Source organism: Rhodanobacter thiooxydans LCS2, assembly GCF_000264375.1.
Classification (GTDB): Bacteria; Pseudomonadota; Gammaproteobacteria; order Xanthomonadales; family Rhodanobacteraceae; genus Rhodanobacter; species Rhodanobacter thiooxydans.
The window spans coordinates 1-17,217 of the sequence record NZ_AJXW01000093.1 but is presented as its reverse complement, the minus strand read 5'-3'; the positions used below and the strand labels follow the sequence as shown (position 1 = coordinate 17,217).

Annotated in this window: 11 protein-coding genes and 1 pseudogene; 6 read left to right on the top strand and 6 right to left on the bottom strand. The window is 68.1% G+C overall.

Annotation, left to right across the window (positions count from 1 at the left end):
* Window positions 1–199: 199 nt before the first annotated feature.
* Window positions 200–2,032, top strand: a complete 1,833-nt coding sequence (nhaA, locus tag UUA_RS16140; protein ID WP_008438803.1) for a Na+/H+ antiporter NhaA — start codon at window positions 200–202, stop codon at window positions 2,030–2,032.
* A gap of 45 nt (window positions 2,033–2,077) precedes the next feature.
* On the opposite strand, the gene UUA_RS16135 is transcribed toward nhaA, so the two are convergent.
* From UUA_RS16135 to UUA_RS16120, 4 genes are all read right to left on the bottom strand, one after another.
* Window positions 2,078–2,731: a hypothetical protein gene (locus UUA_RS16135; protein WP_008438801.1), complete on the bottom strand. Its 654-nt coding sequence runs from the start codon at window positions 2,729–2,731 to the stop codon at window positions 2,078–2,080.
* 140 nt (window positions 2,732–2,871) lie between these two features.
* Window positions 2,872–4,281 carry a type I glutamate--ammonia ligase gene (gene glnA, locus UUA_RS16130; protein WP_008438800.1) on the bottom strand — a complete coding sequence of 470 codons (1,410 nt, stop codon included), beginning with the start codon at window positions 4,279–4,281 and terminating at the stop codon, window positions 2,872–2,874.
* Between the two features lie 189 nt (window positions 4,282–4,470).
* Complete coding sequence (locus UUA_RS16125; protein WP_008438799.1) at window positions 4,471–5,793, bottom strand: ammonium transporter; 1,323 nt, start codon at window positions 5,791–5,793, stop codon at window positions 4,471–4,473.
* A 69-nt stretch (window positions 5,794–5,862) separates the two neighbouring features.
* Window positions 5,863–6,201, bottom strand: a complete 339-nt coding sequence (locus tag UUA_RS16120; RefSeq protein ID WP_008438798.1) for a P-II family nitrogen regulator — start codon at window positions 6,199–6,201, stop codon at window positions 5,863–5,865.
* Between the two features lie 551 nt (window positions 6,202–6,752).
* On the opposite strand from UUA_RS16120, the gene UUA_RS16115 reads away from it, so the two are divergent.
* Window positions 6,753–7,550: an undecaprenyl-diphosphate phosphatase gene (locus UUA_RS16115; RefSeq protein WP_008438796.1), complete on the top strand. Its 798-nt coding sequence runs from the start codon at window positions 6,753–6,755 to the stop codon at window positions 7,548–7,550.
* A 154-nt stretch (window positions 7,551–7,704) separates the two neighbouring features.
* Here UUA_RS16115 and UUA_RS16110 read toward each other — a convergent pair whose 3' ends face one another.
* A complete protein-coding gene (locus UUA_RS16110) occupies window positions 7,705–8,676 on the bottom strand; it encodes a LysR family transcriptional regulator (RefSeq protein ID WP_008438789.1) in 972 nt (323 codons plus the stop codon).
* Between the two features lie 143 nt (window positions 8,677–8,819).
* Here UUA_RS16110 and UUA_RS16105 point away from each other — a divergent pair, with 143 nt between their 5' ends.
* From UUA_RS16105 to UUA_RS16090, 4 genes and pseudogenes are all read left to right on the top strand, one after another.
* Entirely contained in the window at window positions 8,820–10,067 is a 1,248-nt protein-coding gene (locus tag UUA_RS16105; RefSeq protein ID WP_153022970.1) for an efflux RND transporter periplasmic adaptor subunit, read from the top strand.
* 186 nt (window positions 10,068–10,253) lie between these two features.
* Window positions 10,254–13,445: pseudogene (locus UUA_RS16100) on the top strand (efflux RND transporter permease subunit).
* Window positions 13,446–13,888: 443 nt separating this feature from the next.
* On the top strand, window positions 13,889–15,334 hold the full coding sequence (locus tag UUA_RS16095; protein WP_008438787.1) for an efflux transporter outer membrane subunit: 1,446 nt from the start codon (window positions 13,889–13,891) through the stop codon (window positions 15,332–15,334).
* Window positions 15,331–16,077 (top strand): SDR family NAD(P)-dependent oxidoreductase, encoded by a 747-nt coding sequence (locus UUA_RS16090; RefSeq protein WP_008438786.1) that lies wholly within the window; start codon window positions 15,331–15,333, stop codon window positions 16,075–16,077. The genes UUA_RS16095 and UUA_RS16090 overlap by 4 nt, the downstream gene beginning before the upstream one ends.
* A gap of 18 nt (window positions 16,078–16,095) precedes the next feature.
* Here the strand turns inward: UUA_RS16090 and UUA_RS16085 are convergent, their stop codons facing one another.
* On the bottom strand, window positions 16,096–17,208 hold the full coding sequence (locus UUA_RS16085) for an AI-2E family transporter (RefSeq protein WP_425476924.1): 1,113 nt from the start codon (window positions 17,206–17,208) through the stop codon (window positions 16,096–16,098).
* Window positions 17,209–17,217: the final 9 nt, after the last annotated feature.

Genomic DNA, 17,217 nt, shown 5'->3' with positions numbered 1-17,217 from the left:
TTCTTCACAAGCTCTGAGCGGACCAGCCGGCGGGCCGGCGTCGGGAGCGGCCCCGATCGATGTGCAGACGATCGAACAACCAGGACTGGACGGTCATCCAGGTTCAACCGATCCGTCACGCGCCCACACGCCAGGCTGACGGCCGTGCGTGCAGGGTTCGCGGCTTGCGGCTTCCGCGCAACCGGCAGCGAGGTGCACGATGGCGAAGACTGGCCCGACCCGACTGAGCCGTGCGATCGATCCTTCGCGGGACCACATCCTGGGTGATCCGGGCGCCGAGATGGTCCTGCTGGAGTACGGCAGCTACGCCTGCCAGCCGTGCCATGAAGCCAGCAGCGTGATCGCGCGGCTTCGCGAGCAGTTCGGCCCACGCCTGTGCTACGTCTACCGGCACCGGCCGGTGACCGGCAGCGAGGCAGCGTGGCAGGCAGCCGTGCTGGCCGAGTACGCGACGGCGACCACCGACGATTTCTGGCCCGTGCACAACGCGCTGATGGCCGACGGGCGCGACCTCGACCTGGCGGGGATCGACCGTATCGCCACGGCGTTCGGGCTGCCGCTGCCGTCGACCCGGCCGGACGACGCCGAACACGCGGCGGCCGAACAACGGGTGCGGGAGGACCGCCAGGCCGCCACCGCCAGCGGCGCCAATGTGGCACCCACGTTCTTCATCAACAACCGCTGCTACGAAGGGCCGTGGGACGAGAGCGCGCTGGCTGAAGCACTGGAAGGTTCGCTGGGCTTCCGCGCCCGCACCGCGGCGCTGGATTTCGTGCGCTGGGGTCCCTCGGCGGGCGTGCTGCTGCTGCTGATGTCGATCGTCGCGATTATCCTCGCCAACTCGCCCGCCGGCCCCGCCTTCGCCGCGATCTGGCCCACGCCGCTCGGCATCGGGGTGGGCGACCATGTGTTCCGCCTGCCGCTGATCACCTGGATCAACGACGGCCTGCTGAGCGTGTTCTTCCTGGTGGTCGGGCTGGAGATCAAGCGCGAGTTCACCGTCGGGCAACTGGCGACGCGACAGGCGGCGGCCCTGCCGATCGCCGGCGCGATCGGCGGCATCTTGCTGCCGGCCGCGCTTTACCTGCTGATTGCGCCGGCGACGCTCGGCCATGGCTGGGGCACAACCATCTCCACCGACACCGCGTTCGCCATCGCACTGATCGTGTTCCTCGGCGACTGCGTGCCGGTGGAGCTACGCATCTTCCTGACCGCGGCGGCGATCATCGACGACCTGGTGAGCATCGTGGTGGTCGCGCTGTTCTATGGCGGCGCGCTGCACCTGTCTTTCCTGCTGGCCGCGGCCCTGATCTGCGCCGGCCTGCTCGCCTTGAACCGCTGGAACGTCTACCGCCCGTTGCCGTATGCGCTGCTGGGCCTGGCGCTGTGGTTCTGCCTGCAGCAGGGCGGTATTCACCCGACCCTGGCCGGCGTGATCCTGGCCCTGGTCACGCCCACCCGGCCGCCGGCCAACCTGCGCGCGCTCAACGCGCAGGCGCAGCTGGTGTTCCGCGCCGAGGCGCGGGACGACCGCGACATGCCGCACCAGACGCCTTCGGCGGCGTCGCTGGCCATGCTCGACACCATCCACTCCCGGCTGGAATCCCCCGCGGCGAAACTGCTGCGCACGATGGAGCCGTGGTCGAGCTACCTGGTGCTGCCGCTGTTCGCCCTGGCCAATGCCGGCGTGCTGGTGAGCCTGGACGCGATCCACGGCCACGGCCGGCTGATGCTCGCCATCATCATCGGCCTGGTGGTCGGCAAGCCGGCCGGCATCGCGCTCGGCGCCTTGCTGGCCGCGCGCCTCGGCTGGGCGCGCAAGCCCGCTGCCTACACCTGGCGGCAGTTGGTCGGCGCGGGCATCCTGGCCGGCATGGGTTTCACCATGTCGCTGTTCATCGCCGGCCACACCTTCACCGAGCCGGCCGTGTTCGACGCGGCCAGGATCGCCATCTTCCTGGCGTCGATCCTCGCCGGTTCTCTGGGCGCATTCTGGCTACGGCGAAGCCCGGCGCCGGCCGCGCCGTCGTGAGCGTGTGGCATGCGCATGCCAGCGTCGCGGTGATCCCGCGGATGCTCAGCGACTCACACGCTCGATCCTGCCGCAGGCGATCGGCAAGGTGGTGCTGGCGGGGATCGGCCCCAGCGAAGCCACGGTGGCGGGCAGCCTGGTGCTGGCGGGCACGCCGTGGATGTAGACCACGCGGTGGTCGAGATCGAGTTGCTGCCCCTTGAACGCCTTGCCGAACGCCGCGGCGAGCTGCTTGAGCGGGACTACTTCCCGATAGCTGTAGGAGCCGTTGGCATCGGCCTGCGGATAGCTGCCGTGGGCCACGTCCATCGCCGCCGGCGCGGTGTCGAACGGCACCATGGTGGTGCCCGAGGCGGCGGCGGTTTCCGCCACGTCGACGATGCCGTCGCCGTTGGCGTCGGCGGTCTGGGTGGCGCAGCTTGCCGCGTGGCCATTCTCGAAGCCGTGGAAGTGCTGCCAGTGCGTGATGCCCGGCGGTGCGCCGGTGACGTGCACACGAATCACCAGCTTGTCGCCCTCGATCTCGAAGCGGGCCTCGCCGGTGGTCGCGCTGCCAGCCGTGGCCGTGTTCAGCGCGGTCAAATGCGCGACATAGGTGGCGTCGGCGTGACTGGAGTCGGCGGTCTGGGTGCCGGCAGCCATGGCGAAGGTACCGGCCAGCGCCGCCAGGGCGGTGGTCAGCGGTGATTTCGTCAGCATGACGTACTCCTCGTGGTTGCGGTCCGGCGAGTTTTCTCCCCCCGGCGAGCCCTGTCAAAAGAACCGCCGGCATCCTCTGGCGCCAGAAACGACAACGGGCGCCGCGGCGCCCGTCATCGCTTTCACGTTTGCCGAGCCGCTTACAGCGAGTAATACATCTGGAATTCCAGCGGGTGCGTGCTGGCGCGGTACTTCGTCACTTCCTTCATCTTCACCTCGATGTAGGCGTCGATGAAGTCGTCGGTGAACACGCCGCCGGCTTTCAGGAACTCGCGGTCCTTGTCCAGCGCTTCCAGCGCGGCGTCGAGACTGGAGCACACCTGCGGGATGTTTTTCTCTTCTTCCGGCGGCAGGTCGTACAGGTCCTTGTCGGCCGGTGCGCCCGGGTCGATCTTGTTGATGATGCCGTCCAGGCCAGCCATCATCAGCGCGGTGAACACCAGGTAGCCGGAGTTCATCGGGTCGGGGAAGCGCACCTCGATGCGGCGGCCCTTCGGGCTGGCCACGTACGGGATGCGGCAGCTCGCCGAACGATTGCGCGCCGAGTAGGCCAGCATCACCGGCGCCTCGAAGCCCGGCACCAGCCGCTTGTAGCTGTTGGTGGTGGAGTTGGCGAACGCGTTGATCGCGCGGGCATGCTTGAAGATGCCGCCGATGTACCACAGCGCGGTCTGGCTGAGGCCGCCGTACAGGTCGCCGGCGAACAGGTTCTCGCCGTTCTTCGCCAGCGACTGGTGCACGTGCATGCCCGAGCCGTTGTCGCCGACCAGCGGCTTCGGCATGAAGGTGACGGTCTTGCCGTTCTGGTGCGCCACGTTCTTGATAACGTACTTCATCGTCAGCAGCTCGTCGGCCTTCTTCACCAGCGTGTTGAACCTCACGCCGATCTCGCACTGGCCGGCGTTGGCCACCTCGTGGTGGTGCACCTCGACCTTCTGGCCCAGCGACTCCAGCACCTTGCACATGTCGGCGCGCAGGTCGCCCAGCGAATCGACCGGGCTGACCGGGAAGTAGCCGCCCTTCACGCCCGGGCGGTGGCCGCTGTTGTTGCCGTCGTACTTGTAGCGCGACGACCATGCCGCTTCCTCGGAACCGATCTCGTAGAACACGCGGCCGGGGTCGTTCTGCCAGCGCGCCGAGTCGAAGATGAAGAACTCCGGCTCCGGGCCGAAGAACGCGGTGTCGGCGATGCCGGTGGATTTCAGGAACGCCTCGCCGCGCTTGGCGATCGAGCGCGGGTCGCGGCCGTAGGCCTGCATGGTGCTCGGCTCCAGCACGTCGCAATGCAGGATCAGCTGGGTGTGCGAACTGAACGGATCGAGGTGGGCGGTATCCGGATCGGGCAACAGCACCATGTCCGACTCGTTGATGCCCTTCCAGCCGGTGATCGAGGAACCGTCGAACATCTTGCCGTCCTCGAACGTCGACTCGTCGATTGCGTGGGCCGGGAAGGTGACGTGGTGGTGCACACCGAGCATGTCGGCAAAACGCAGGTCGACGAACTCGACTTCATGTTCCTGGATCAGGTCGAGCACTTTGTTGGCGGACATTGAGCAACCTCGGCGATGGATGGTGAGCTGGCTTGAGCAAGGCTTGTGCCAATAGTTGCAGCCGTTGCGCAGCAACGGCTGCGGGAGTTTTCGTTGCCTCGGGCCAATCAAGAGAGAAACGTGATGGTGCAATATGGCCTTTGCATTGCACCATTATGACTCATCCGATCCCACTGCCCGATGCGCCGCTCAGCCATCGTAGGCGCTTTCGCCGTGCGAGGTAATGTCCAGCCCCTCGCGCTCGGCCTCATACGGTACGCGCAGGCCAAACACCGCCTTCACCACCAGATAGCCCAGCACCGAAACCACGCCGCTCCACAGCACGGTGATGCCCACGCCCAGCGCCTGCACGCCGAGCTGGCGGAACACCGAATAGTTCGCCGCACCGGTGCCGCCCAGCCCCGGCGCGGTGAACACGCCGGTCAGCAGCGCGCCCACGATGCCGCCGACGCCGTGCACGCCGAACACGTCCAGCGCATCGTCCGCGCGCAGCCGCCTCTTCAGCCTGGTCACGCCCCACACGCAGCAGAAACTGGCCACTGCGCCGATCACGATTGCGCCCATCGGCCCCACCGTGCCGCAGGCCGGGGTGATCCCGACCAGGCCGGCCACCGCACCGGAGGCGCCGCCCACCATCGACGCATGGCCGCGCATCGCCGCCTCCACCGCCAGCCACGCCAGCACCGCCGCTGCCGCGGCCAGCAGGGTATTGATGAAGGCCAGCCCCGCGCCTGCGTTCGCCTCCAGGTTGGAGCCGGCGTTGAAGCCGAACCAGCCCACCCACAGCAACGCCGCGCCGACCATGGTGAACGTCACGTTGTGCGGCTTCATCGGCTCGCGGCCGAAGCCCAGCCGCGGCCCGACCAGCCACGCGCCGACCAGCCCGGCCACGCCGGCGTTGATGTGCACCACGGTGCCGCCGGCGAAATCCAGCGCGCCCCGGGCGAACAGGAAGCCGTTCGGCCCCGCCCAGACCATGTGCGCGATCGGCAGGTAGGCGAAGGTGAACCAGATCGCCGCGAACAGCAGCACCGCGCGGAAACGTATGCGCTCGGCGAATGCACCCACGATCAGCGCGCCGGTGAGGCCGGCGAAGGTGGCCTGGAATGCCACGAACACGTACTCCGGCAGCGCCACGCCGGCGCTGAACGTGGCCGCCAGCGTGTCCTTGCTGACGCCATGCAGGAACAGCTTGTGGAAGTTACCGAGCAGCGCGCCGCCGCCGCTGAAGGCGAGGCTGTAGCCGTAGGCCACCCACAGCAGCAGCAGCAGCGAGAACACCGTCAGCACCTGCATCAGCACCGACAGCACGTTCTTCGAACGCACCAGCCCGCCGTAGAACAACGCCAGCCCCGGCACCGTCATCAGCACCACCAGCAAGGTGGAGGTGAGCATCCACGCCACGTCGCCCTTGTCGACCGTCGGCACGGCCGCGGCGGCGTGCAGCAGCGGAGCGGCCAGGGCCAGCGTCAGGCCCGTGCCGATGCCGCGGTGAAACCTGAACTGTTTCATGGAGAACCTCGCAGGATGCGGGTCAGTGGGATGACGCTTGCTAAAGGTCGTCATCCCCACGAAAGCGGGTCAAAGCGCATCGGCGTCGAGCTCGCCGGTACGGATGCGGAGCACCTGCTCCACGCCGGTGACGAAGACCTTGCCGTCGCCGACGTTGCCGGTGCGCGCGGCACGCTGGATCTCCTCCAGCGCCGCGTCGAGCAGCTCGTCGGGCACCACCACCTCGACCTTCAGCTTGGGCAGGAAATCGACCACGTACTCGGCCCCGCGATACAGCTCGGTGTGGCCCTTCTGGCGGCCGAAGCCGCGCACCTCCGCCACCGTGATGCCCGACACGCCGGCGTGCGCCAGCGCGTCGCGGACCTCGTCGAGCTTGTACGGACGAATGATGCTGGTGATCATTTTCATGGATGGCTCCGGGTGGATGTCTTTCAGAACGACCTGGCCACGCTCAGCAGCGCGGTGGCGTGGCGCGGCCCAGATAACGGCCATGCGCCTTGACGCAGGCGCCCCGGCACTTCGCCGAGCTGTGCCGATGCCAGGCCTGGCCTGACGGCACAGCACGACACGACGCCCCACATACAACCAGCTTCGCTGCATGGGCCGTGCCCTCCGTTGATGACGACGCATGAATGGCCGTCCAGACGCCCAGACGTCCATGAGCCACCGCGACACGGCCATGCGTTTGCGTGGCTTGTCATGCTCAGCAAGCCGCGTGCCATGGGCGCAAACCGTTGCCGCGGCGACATCGACGACGCCGCGGCGGATGGCCCGCACCGGCATTAGCACCATCCGCACCCGTCGGCGCGACCGGTTTGCACTGTTGCGGTGCGTGCGCGCTCGGGCGGGCCGCTCAGCCTGCAGCCATCTGGCGCGAGGGCAAAGCCCGTAAGCTATGGCGTTTCACGCCGGCGATCCGCTTGACGGCGTCCCACCCCCGCCTGCCAACGGACCCTCCCGTGACCGACCTCCTCCACGTCATCCTGCTCGGCATCATCGAAGGCATCACCGAGTTCCTGCCGATCTCCTCCACCGGCCACCTGCTGATTGCCGAGAAGTTCGGACTGGGCGCGCGCTCGGACCTGTTCAACATCGGCATCCAGGCCGGCGCGATCCTGGCGGTCACGCTGATCTACTGGCGGCGCATCTGGCAGCTGCTGACACAGTGGCGCGACGCGGCCAACCGCGACTACCTGCTGAAGCTCACGGTGGCGTTCCTGATCACCGCGGTACTTGGCTTCGTCGCGGTGAAGCTGGGTTTCAAGCTGCCGGAGACGGTGACCCCGGTGGCCTGGGCGCTGGTGATCGGCGGCTTCTGGATGATCGCGGCCGAGCAGCTGGCCGCGCGCCAGCCCGAGCGCACCGCGGTGACGTGGAAGGTGGCGATCCTGGTCGGCATCGCGCAGATGATCGCCGGCATCTTCCCCGGCACCTCGCGTTCGGCCGCGACGATCTTCGCGGCGATGCTGTTCGGCACCAGCAACCGCGCGGCGGCCACCGAGTTCGCCTTCCTGGTCGGCATCCCGACCATGTACGCGGCCACCGGTTACGAGCTGCTGAAGGTGGTGAAGGACGGCGGCGCCGCGCACGAGGACTGGACCGCGCTGATCGTCGGCTTCGTGGTCTCGGCGGTCGTCGCCTTCATCGCGGTGAAGTGGCTGCTCGGCTACATCCGCAGCCACACCTTCACGCCGTTCGCGGTCTACCGCCTTGTGCTCGGCGTAGCGCTGCTGTTGCTGGTGCCGGCCGGCGCCTGAACCCACCGCTGCCGTGGCCGGCAAGCGCAACGCCACGTAAGGCTGGTATGCCCATAAGCTCGTGTCTCGGGCACCACGGCAAAGCGGCGGGCACTGCCCGCCCTACGAAACGGGACTCGAGCCCGATGGAACCTCTGTACGAGGCGCTGCGCGTCTACGCCGCTTCGACCAGCGCCTTCTTGTACAGCGGTTTCGGCACGGCTTTCGGCGTGCCGAGCGCGCACTGGCCCGGCTGGTTGGTGCGGTCGAATAGCTCGCGCACCCACTCGATGAAGGCCTGCACGCGGGCCGACAGATGCTTCTTCTGCGGGTAGACGATCCATACCGGCTTGCCGGTCGAGTTGGTGTCGGTCATCACCCTTTCGAGCACGCCTTTTTCCAGCAGGCACGCGGCCAGCATGTGCGGCACCTGGGTGATGCCCAGACCGGCGGCCACCGCCTGCAGTACCGATTCGCCGTCGTTGATCAGCATGTGCGCGTCGATGTCCACGCTCATCTGCCCGCCCGGCGTGTCGAACTGCCACTGGCGCGGACGGCCGTTCGGGTAGACGTAGTTGATGCAGCGGTGATCCTTGAGGTCTTCGATGCTGCGCGGCGCGCCGTATTTGCGCAGATACTCCGGCGAGGCGCACACCACGTTGCTGAGGTAGCCGATCTTGCGCGCGATCAGGCTGGAATCCTCCAGCTCGCCGACGCGGATCGCGCAATCCAGGCCTTCGCCGTTGAGATCCGCCGGTGAGTCGCTCATCGACAGTTCCAGCCGGATGTCCGGATAGCGCTGCTCGAACTCGGTCAGGCGAGGGATCACCGCGGCGCGGCCCACCGACAGCGAGATGCCCACGCGCAACTTGCCGGTCGGCTTGCTGTTGGCGAAGTTCAGCGCCTCGGTCGCCTCGGCCAGGTCGGCGAGGATCTCCTTGCAACGCGCGTGGAACGATGCCCCATCGTCGGTCAGGCGCAGCGAGCGGGTGGAGCGGAACAGCAATCGCGCGCCGAGCTGGCTTTCCAGCCGCGTGACGGCCCGGCTGACCCCGGACGGGGTCATGCCCAGTTGGCTGGCGGCGGCGGCGAAACTCTTGGCCTCGACCACGCGGACGAAGGTCGAAATGGCGGAAAAGTCTTCCATTGTTTCAATTCCTCGTCGATTCGTGACTGCGGCGCATGAGTGTAGTGCGCAGGAAAAGGATTTTCTATACCGACAAGTACATCTATTCTCTCGACCCTCGCCGGGAATCCCCTGCCCGGCCACCAAGGTGTTGGGAGCGCACGATGAAAAAACAATGGATGCTGGTCCCGCTGGTCGCCGCCGGTGCCCTCGGCAGCTGGCTGCTGCTGCACGGCAACGACAGCCATGCGCAGGATCCCGCCGCCGCTGCCGGGCCGCCGGAAGTGACGGTGGCGCAGGCCGTGACCCGCCAGGTCAGCGACAGCGCCGAGTTCACCGGCCGACTGGAAGCGGTCAACACGGTGCAGGTGCAGCCGCGCGTGGGCGGCTTCATCGAATCGGTGCAGTTCCAGGAAGGCGCGCTGGTGCGCAAGGGCGACGTGCTGTTCCAGCTCGATGCCCGTCCGTATCAGGCCGAGGTCGACCGGCTCGCCGCCGCGCAGGCGCAGGCGCGCGCCGAGTTGGGCCTGGCCGAGACCAACCAGCGCCGCGGGCAGATGCTGCTGGCCCAGCACGCGATCGCGCAGCAGGAGGCCGACCGACTCGATACCACCGCGCAGAGCGCGCGCGCGCGCCTCGCCGCCGCCGCCGCCGGCCTCGCCGCGGCGCGGCTGAACCTGGACTTCACCCAGGTGCGCGCACCGATCGACGGCCGCGTCAGCAACGCGCGGGTCACCCCCGGCAACCTGGTCACCAGCAACGACGTGCTGACCAGCGTGGTTTCGGTGAACCCGGTCTACGTCTACTTCGACGTGGACGAGCAGACCTGGCTGAAGCTCGACCACCTGCGCGCCAATGCAAAGCAGGCCGGTCACAACGCGCGGATCGAGGCGGCGATGGGCCTGGCCGACGAAGCGGGCTACCCGCATGAAGGCCGCCTCGACTTCGTCGACAACCAGCTGCACGCCGGCTCCGGCACCATGCGCCTGCGCGCAGTATTCGACAACGCCGACGGCCTGTACACGCCCGGCCTGTACGCCCGCGTGCAGCTGCAGAGCGGCCAGGTCAGGCCGCGCGTGCTGGTGGACGACCGCGCGATCGGCACCGACCTCGGCAACCAGTTCGTCTATGTGGTCGACCAAGAGCACAAGGTGCAATACCGCAAGGTCGACACCGGCGCGCTGTTCCACGGCCTGCGCGTGATCGACAGCGGCGTCGCGCCGACCGACGTAGTGGTGGTGAACGGCCTGCAGCGCGTGCGGCCCGGCGTCCAGGTGAACCCGCAAAAGGTGGCGATGAGCTACCGGCTGGATGGGGCGGACAAGGCGCTGGTGGAGCGCAGCGACGCACCGGATGTGGATTCGCGCACGGCGCAGGCCAACGCGGCGGCAACCAAAGCTCCGCAAGGCTGAGCTCCCTCCTCTGCGGCAGTCCCCATGGGGACTGGCGCAGAGGAGGGCTGGGGAGGGGTGAAGCCCTCCAGCTCACCGCAAAGCAAGAGCAAGAGCGTTACCCCCTCCCGACCTCCCCCTGCTGCGCAGGGGGAGGAGCAAAAGAAAGACCGAAGCCGCGACCCGGCTTCGTCGAGGACTTTTTGCATGAAAAACATCGCCCAATTCTTCGTCGACCGGCCGATCATGGCCGCCGTGCTGTCGCTGCTGTTCGTGATCACCGGCTCCATCGCGGTGTTCCAGCTGCCGATCAGCGAATACCCCGAAGTGGTGCCGCCGACCGTGGTGGTGCGCGCCGCCTACCCGGGCGCCAACCCGAAGGTGATCGCCGAAACCGTCGCCACCCCGCTGGAGGAACAGATCAACGGCGTGGAAGGCATGCTGTACACCTCCTCGCAGGCGACCAGCGACGGCGCGCTCACGCTCACCGTGACGTTCGCGCTCGGCACCGACCTCAACACCGCCCAGGTCGACGTGCAGAACCGCGTGGCGCAGGCGCTGCCGAAGCTGCCGGAGGAAGTGCAGCGACTCGGCGTGACCACGCAGAAGAGTTCGCCCGACCTCACGATGGTGGTGCACCTCATCTCGCCCGACCAGCGCTACGACATGCTGTACCTGTCGAACTACGCGCGACTGCATGTGAAGGACGTGCTGGGCCGGCTCGACGGCGTGGGCGACGTGCAGATCTTCGGCGCCGGCGAGTACTCGATGCGCGTGTGGCTGGACCCGCAGAAACTGGCCCAGCGCTCGCTCACCACCGGCGACGTGATCAACGCGATCCGCGAGCAGAACGTGCAGGTCGCCGCCGGCGCGCTGAATGCGCCGCCCGGCCCGGGCAACGCTGCGTTCCAGCTCAACATCAACACCCGTGGCCGGCTGGTCAGCGAGGACGATTTCCGCAACATCATCGTGCGCACCGATGCGCGCGGCGGTGTCACCCACCTCGGCGACGTGGCGAAGGTCGACCTGGGCTCGAACAACTACGCGCTGCGCAGCCTGCTCGACAACAAGCCGGCGGTGGCACTGCCGATCTTTGCACGGCCCGGCTCCAACGCGATCCAGATCTCCGACGAGGTGCGCGCCACCATGGCGCAGCTGAAGCAGGAGTTCCCGCAGGGCGTCGACTATTCCATCGTGTACGACCCGACCGTGTTCGTGCGCGGCTCGATCGAGGCGGTGGCGCACACGCTGCTGGAGGCGATCCTGCTGGTGGTGCTGGTGGTGATCCTGTTCCTGCAGACCTGGCGCGCCTCGATCATCCCGCTGGTGGCGGTGCCGGTATCGCTGATCGGCACGTTCGCGGTGATGTATCTGGCCGGCTTCTCGCTCAACGCGTTGTCGCTGTTCGGACTGGTGCTGGCGATCGGCATCGTGGTCGACGACGCGATCGTAGTGGTGGAAAACGTCGAGCGGCACATCGAACTCGGGCAAACACCGCGGGAGGCGACACGCCAGGCGATGCGCGAAGTCACCGGGCCGATCGTGGCCACCGCGCTGGTGCTGTGCGCGGTGTTCATTCCCACCGCCTTCGTCAGCGGCCTCACCGGCCAGTTCTACCGCCAGTTCGCGTTGACCATCGCGATCTCCACGGTGATCTCCGCGTTCAACTCGCTGACCCTGAGCCCGGCGCTCGCCGCCGTGCTGCTGAAGGGCCACGACGCGCCGAAGGACCGCCTCACGCGCTGGATCGACCGTGCGTTCGGCTGGCTGTTCCGCCCGTTCAACCGCGTCTTCCATCGCGGCTCGGAACGGTACGTCGGCGGCGTGAAGCGCATCGTCGGCAAGGGCAAGCTGGCGCTGGTGGTGTATGCCGGCCTGATCGCGCTGACCTGGTTCGGCTTCTCGCACGTGCCGACCGGCTTCGTGCCAGGCCAGGACAAGCAGTACCTGGTGGCGTTCGCGCAGCTGCCCGACGCAGCCTCGCTGGATCGTTCCGAGGACGTGATCCAGCGCATGGGCGCGATCGCGCTGAAGCAGCCGGGCGTGGAGCATGCGGTGGCCTTCCCCGGCCTGTCGATCAACGGCTTCACCAACTCCACCAACTCCGGCATCGTGTTCGTCACGCTGAAACCGTTCGAGGAACGCCGCAGCGCGGATCTTTCCGCCGGCGCGATCGCCGGTGCGCTGAACCAGAAGTTCGCCTCGATCCAGGATGCGTACATCGCGGTGTTCCCGCCGCCGCCGGTGATGGGGCTGGGCACGATCGGCGGCTTCCGCCTGCAGGTCGAGGACCGCGGCGACCGCGGCTTCGCCGAGCTGTACCAGCAGACGCAGAACCTGATCGCCGCCAGCCGCAAGGATCCGGCGCTGGCCGGACTGTTCTCCAGCTTCCAGATCAGCGTGCCGCAGGTGGACGCCGACGTGGACCGCGAGAAGGCCAAGACCGTGGGCGTGAATCTGGGCGACGTGTATCAGACCATGCAGGCGTATCTCGGCTCGCTCTACGTCAACGACTTCAACCGCTTCGGCCGCACCTACCAGGTGAACGTGTCAGCCGATCCGGCGTTCCGCCACACGCCCGAAGACATCCTGCAGCTGAAGACGCGCAACGCGCAGGGCCAGATGGTGCCGCTGGGTTCGTTCGTCACCGTGAAGCAGGGCGCCGGCCCGGACCGCGTGCAGCACTACAACGGCTATCCCACCGCCGAGATCAACGGTGGCCCGGCGCCCGGCTTCAGCTCGGGCCAGGCGCAGGCGGCGATGGAAAAGCTGGCCAAGGACAACCTGCCCAACGGCTTCAGCTTCGAGTGGACCGAGCTGACCTACCAGCAGATCCTCGCCGGCAACACCGCGGTGCTGGTGTTCCCGTTGTGCGTGCTGCTGGTGTTCCTGGTGCTGTCCTCGCTGTAGGAGAGCTGGTCGCTGCCGCTGGCGGTGATCCTGATCGTGCCGATGGTGCTGCTGTCCGCGATCGCCGGCGTGTGGCTCTCCGGTGGCGACAACAACATCTTCACCCAGATCGGATTGATCGTGCTGGTCGGACTGGCTTGCAAGAACGCGATCCTGATCGTGGAGTTCGCCCGCGAACGCCAGCATGAAGGCATGAGCCGCCACGAGGCGGTGCTGGAAGCGGCGAAGCTGCGCCTGCGCCCGATCCTGATGACCTCGTTCGCCTTCATCATGGGCGTGGTGCCGCTGGTCACTTCACACGGCGCCGGCGCCGAGATGCGCCACGCGATGGGCGTGGCGGTGTTCGCCGGCATGCTCGGCGTGACCATCTTCGGGCTGATCTACACGCCGCTGTTCTACGTCGTCATTCGCGCCCTGGTCGAGCGCCGCGAGGCGCGCGCCGCCGAACGCGCCGCCGCGCATGCGCTGCCGGCGCTGGAGAACCACTGATGAAAACCTCCACTCACAATCCTGTGCGGGAAACTTCCACTCGTCATTCCTGCGAAGGCAGGAATCGCACTGTCGCGCGCCCCGGCACACGAGCAAGTGCGATCCCGGCCTTCGCCGGGATGACGGTGGGGGTCTGGGGCAATTCCACTCGTCATTCCGGCGAAGGCAGGAATCCCACTGTCGCGCGCCCCGGCATACGAGCAAGTGCGATCCCGGCCTTCGCCGGGATGACGGTGGGGGTCTGGGGCAATTCCGCTCGTCATTCCTGCGAAGGCAGGAATCGCACTGTCGCGCGGCCCGGCATACGAGCAAGTGCGATCCCGACCTTCGCCGGGATGACGGTGGGGGTCTGGGACAATTCCGCTCGTCATTCCTGCGAAGGCAGGAATCGCACTGTCGCGCGCCCCGGCATACGAGCAAGTGCGATCCCGGCCTTCGCCGGGATGACGGTGGGGGTACTTCGAGCGTCGCTGCTGGCCGCCGCCCTCGCACTGACCGGCTGCGCCAGCGTCGGCCCCGATTACCACGCCGCGAAGATCGCCGCGCCGCAGTTGCAGAGCCTCGACGCCGCACAGGAAAACAACGCGCAATTCCAGGCCGCGTGGTGGAAGCAGTTCAACGATCCCGTGCTGGATGCGCTGATCAAGCGTGCCGCAGCGAACAACCTCGACCTGCGCATCGCGGTGGCGCGCCTGCAGGAATCGCGCGCGCTGCTCAGCGGCGCGAAGTCAGAGCAGCTGCCGACGATCAACACCGGAGTGAACTACACTCGAAGCCGCAGCCAGCGGCCGGGCTTCAGCGACCAGCGCCGCACCACGACGACCTACCAGGCCGGTTTCGACGCGTCATGGGAACTGGACCTGTTCGGCGGCGTACGCCGCTCGGTGGAAGCAGCCGGCGCCGACCTCGGCGCCAGCGAGGCGGCGCTGCACGGCGCGCAGGTCAGCCTGCTGGCGGAGGTCGCGCGCAACTATTTCGAACTACGCGGCAGCCAGCTGCGGCTCGACATCGCCCGTCGCGACATCGACAACCAGCGCCAGACCGTGCGCCTCACCGAGGTGCGCCAGCAGGTCGGCACCGGTTCGGAACAGGACGTGGCCAGCGCGAAGGCCCGCCTCAGCGCGGTGCAGGCGCAGCTACCGCTGCTGCAGACGCAGGCCAGCGCCAGCGAATACCGCCTCGCCGTGCTGCTCGGCGCGCGCCCGGGCGAACTGGACATCGACGTGTCGCCGAAGAGCTTCACGCCGATCGCCGCCACCTTGCCGATCGGCGACGCCGGCGACGTGTTGTCGCGCCGTCCGGACGTCCGGATGGCCGAACGCGAGTACGCGGCCGCCACCGCGCGCATCGGCGTGGCCAAGGCGGACTTCTTCCCGCACATCACGCTGGGCGGCTTTCTCGGTTTCCTGTCCGGGCGCAGCAATGACTTCGGCAGCCCGGCGACGCGCGCGTGGTCGCTGGCGCCGGGCATCAGCTGGGCCGGCCTCAACGTGCAGCGCGTGCGCGCCAACCTGCACGCCAGCGAGGCGCGCACCGATGCGGCGCAGGCGAACTACCAGCGCACCGTACTGGAAGCGATCGAGGACATCGACAACGCGGTCACCGGTTTCAACCAGCAGCGCATCCGCGTCGACCACCTGATCGAGCAGGCCACGCAGAGCAAGCGCGCCGCCGACCTGGCGCGCGTGCGCTACCAGGAAGGCGCCACCGGCTTCCTCGAACTGCTCGACGCCGAACGCACCCAGCTCGGTGCCGAGGACGACCTGGCGCAGGCCGAGGCGGCGATCAACACCCGCGCCGTCACCTTGTACAAATCGCTCGGCGGCGGCTGGCAGGCCTGCGGCGACGAGCGCTGCAGCGCGGTGGCCCAGGCCGGCGCCGCGCCATGAGCCGGCCGGCCCGACGCACACCGGCGGCGACCCCGGTCATCACGCCGGTCTATCGCGTGGCGCTGGTCAGCGGCGCCAACCGCGGCCTCGGTTTCGAGGTGGCGCGCCAGCTCAGCGAGTACGGCATGACCGTGCTGCTGGGCGCGCGCGATCTCGACAAAGGCCTGCATGCGGCGCGCCAGCTCGCCGGTGCAGCCGGCGAGGTGATCGCGGTGCAGCTCGATGTCACCCGGCAGGACCAGGTCGATACGCTGGCGCATTGGATCGAGCTGACCTGGGGCCGGCTCGACGTACTCATCAATAACGCCGGCGGCTACTACGACCACGACGCGCAGGCCAGTGACGGCGATCTGACGCCGGCGCTGGCAGCGATGCAGACTCACCTGTTCGGCAGCTGGCGGCTGTGCAGCGCGCTGCTGCCGCTGATGCGCCGGCACGGCTACGGCCGCATCGTCAACGTCTCCAGCGGTTGCGCCGCCAGCGGGTCGAACGGCGGCACCTGCGTGGCCTACCGCACCTCCAAGTCCGCGCTCAACGCCTACACCCGCACGCTGGCGGCGGAACTGGAAGGCAGCGGCATCGCGGTCAATGCGGTATGCCCAGGCTGGGTCGCCACTGAACTCGGCGGCCCCGGCGGCCGACCGATAAGCCTGGGTGCCGCCGGCATTGTATGGGCCGCCAGCCTGCCGGCGCCAGCACCGACCGGACGCTTCTTCCGCGACGGCGAAGCGATTCCGTGGTGAGGAATCCGCCGTACCGGATCAGCGCTGCACGATGTGCGCGAACCACTCCCAGCCGCGCACGCGCTCGCAGATGAGCTTGGTGCAGGTCAGCATCGGCACCGCCAGCAGCGCGCCGGGGATGCCCCACAGCCAGCCCCACACCAGCAGCCACAGCAGGATGGCGATGGGCGACAGCCGCATGCTGGCGCCCTGGATGAACGGCGTGATCAGGTTGCCTTCCACCGCGGTGATGCCGGCGAAGGTCAGCACCGGCAGGAACACTTCCAGGCTGGCGTCGCTGGCGTAGAGCATGCACACCACCGCCAGCAGCGCGGTGGTGACGATCGCGCCGACGTAGGGAATGAAGTTGGCGAACATCGCCACTGCGCCCCACAGCAGCGGGTCGGGCACCTTGTACAGCCACAGCATGCCGGCGGTAGCCGCGCCGAGACTGGCGTTGATCAGCAGCGCGGTGAGCAGGTAGCGCGACACCTCGGTCTGGATGCCGCGCACGATGCTCACCGCGTGCCGCTTGTAGGTGAAGCCGGGGGTGATCTCCACCAGCCTTCGCAGCATCGAGTCGCCATAGATGAGGAAGAAGAACACCAGCAGCAGCACGCCGAGGACCGCGGCGAGCACCTTCGGCGTGGTGGCGACCACGTCCCAGGTGCTGATCGAGATCGGCGTGGTCTGCGGCGCGGGCGCGCGGCTGCTGCCGCTGACCAGGGTCTGGGTGGCGCGGTTGGCTGCTTCGAGCGGCCGGGTGAAGCTGCGCAGTTTCGGCACGAAGCTCTTGATCGCCGCCGGTGCGCCGTGGAACCAGCCGACCGCCGGCTGCGCCAGCAAGCCCACGCCACTGCCGATGCCGACGATCAGGCCCAGCATCAACACGCTGGCGGTGAGCCAGCGCGGCAGATGCAGGCGCGCGCCGAAGGCGACGATCGGGTTCAGCGCGAGGCCGATGAACGCGGCCAGCACCAGCGGAATCAGCAGCGCCTTGCTCAGCGTGATGGTGTACAGCAGCGCCAGCAGCAGCAGCGTGTTCAGCACCACGCGCAGCGCACGCAGGTGGCGGCGCATGGCGCGCGCGGCGGCCAGCCGCGGCGCCCCCGCGTGCAACGCCGGGCTGCTCGCCGGCGGCGCTGGCGGCATGGCGACGAC